The organism is Candidatus Regiella insecticola LSR1 (genome assembly GCF_000143625.1).
Classification (GTDB): Bacteria; Pseudomonadota; Gammaproteobacteria; order Enterobacterales; family Enterobacteriaceae; genus Regiella; species Regiella insecticola.
The window spans coordinates 1-1180 of sequence record NZ_GL379724.1 but is presented as its reverse complement, the minus strand read 5'-3'; the positions used below and the strand labels follow the sequence as shown (position 1 = coordinate 1180).

Here is a 1180-nt window from a genome sequence, read left to right as displayed (position 1 = left end):
CCTGCCTCATTCCCCATTGACGATAAAATCACTGACACTATTTTAATGCATCTCAAGATGCTTTTGATCTACTCTAAACACAGCTAGTATTCGGATCTGAAAGTCGATGGGCATATCGGAGAAGGGACGGATGCAAGCACGGGATTAGCTGGATAGGATTGCCCCACACTTTTTTATGCTCTCCAACTTTGGTTCACTCATTGATGATTTTAACAGTATTGATCAGCAGAGATTGCGACAACCGGCACGATCTAGCTAAGCATGAGCAGCAATGTTTGAAAAATTGAAGCCGGCTGCATGGATGATCTGACGCATCGTACTTAATGTTGGATTTCCTTTCGCTGATAGCGTTCTGTATAAAGTTTCGCGAGATACTTTTGCTTTATCTGCAATCACTGCCATCCCGCCGCGCGCTTCAACAATATGGCGCAGAGCTATAAGAAACGCTTCCTGCCCTCCTTCTTCATCAAGTTCGGCGAAAGCCTGATGAAGGTAAGCAATGGCGAATTCAGTGTCATTTTTCAACATTTCAACCATTGCATCATCGTAATTTCTTGATTTGGTCATCCGCCTTACCTCTTTAAGTAATCTTGCAAACACGCTACCGCATGATCAATATCTGCGCTTTGTGTTCTTTTATCGCCGCCTAACAACAATAAAATAATTTGCTTGTTAACCAGGCTGTAGTACACGCGATAACCCGATCCTTGATCGATACGGATTTCCCAGACTCCCTCTCTAAGAGGTTTACAGTCACCGAAGTTACCGGCTGACATCCTGTTCACTCTCATCGCTATTTTTGCCTTGGCAATAGGGTCTCTGACCTTTTTCAGAAAAACGGAGAATAGATCATGACCGTCTGGCGTCAGGTAGTTTTTTATCTTCATACTACATTGTAGCTTATAAGCTATTTTTTAGCTATCAAGATTAATTCTAATAAAAATGGGGATAAAAAAATGAAGTCGTTAAAAAAAGGTATCACATTCAATCTGTGGCAGCCATTAAGGCAAAAATTAAAGACGGCAACTTTGGTTCATTCATCGATGATTTTAACAGTATTGATCAGCAGAGATTGAGACAACCGGCACGTTGAATCGGTAATATTCGATCATGTCATCACAAATCACTAAAATTTTTTCGGTGTAAAGCGATGGCGATGTAATTATGCTCTCCGATAATT

General features: G+C 41.1%; 2 protein-coding genes. Both read right to left on the bottom strand.

Annotated features, from left to right (window positions below):
* Positions 1–255: 255 nt before the first annotated feature.
* Entirely contained in the window at positions 256–567 is a 312-nt protein-coding gene (locus REG_RS10075) for an addiction module antidote protein (protein WP_039908873.1), read from the bottom strand.
* A 5-nt stretch (positions 568–572) separates the two neighbouring features.
* Positions 573–887: a type II toxin-antitoxin system RelE/ParE family toxin gene (locus tag REG_RS10070; protein ID WP_006705547.1), complete on the bottom strand. Its 315-nt coding sequence runs from the start codon at positions 885–887 to the stop codon at positions 573–575.
* Positions 888–1180: the final 293 nt, after the last annotated feature.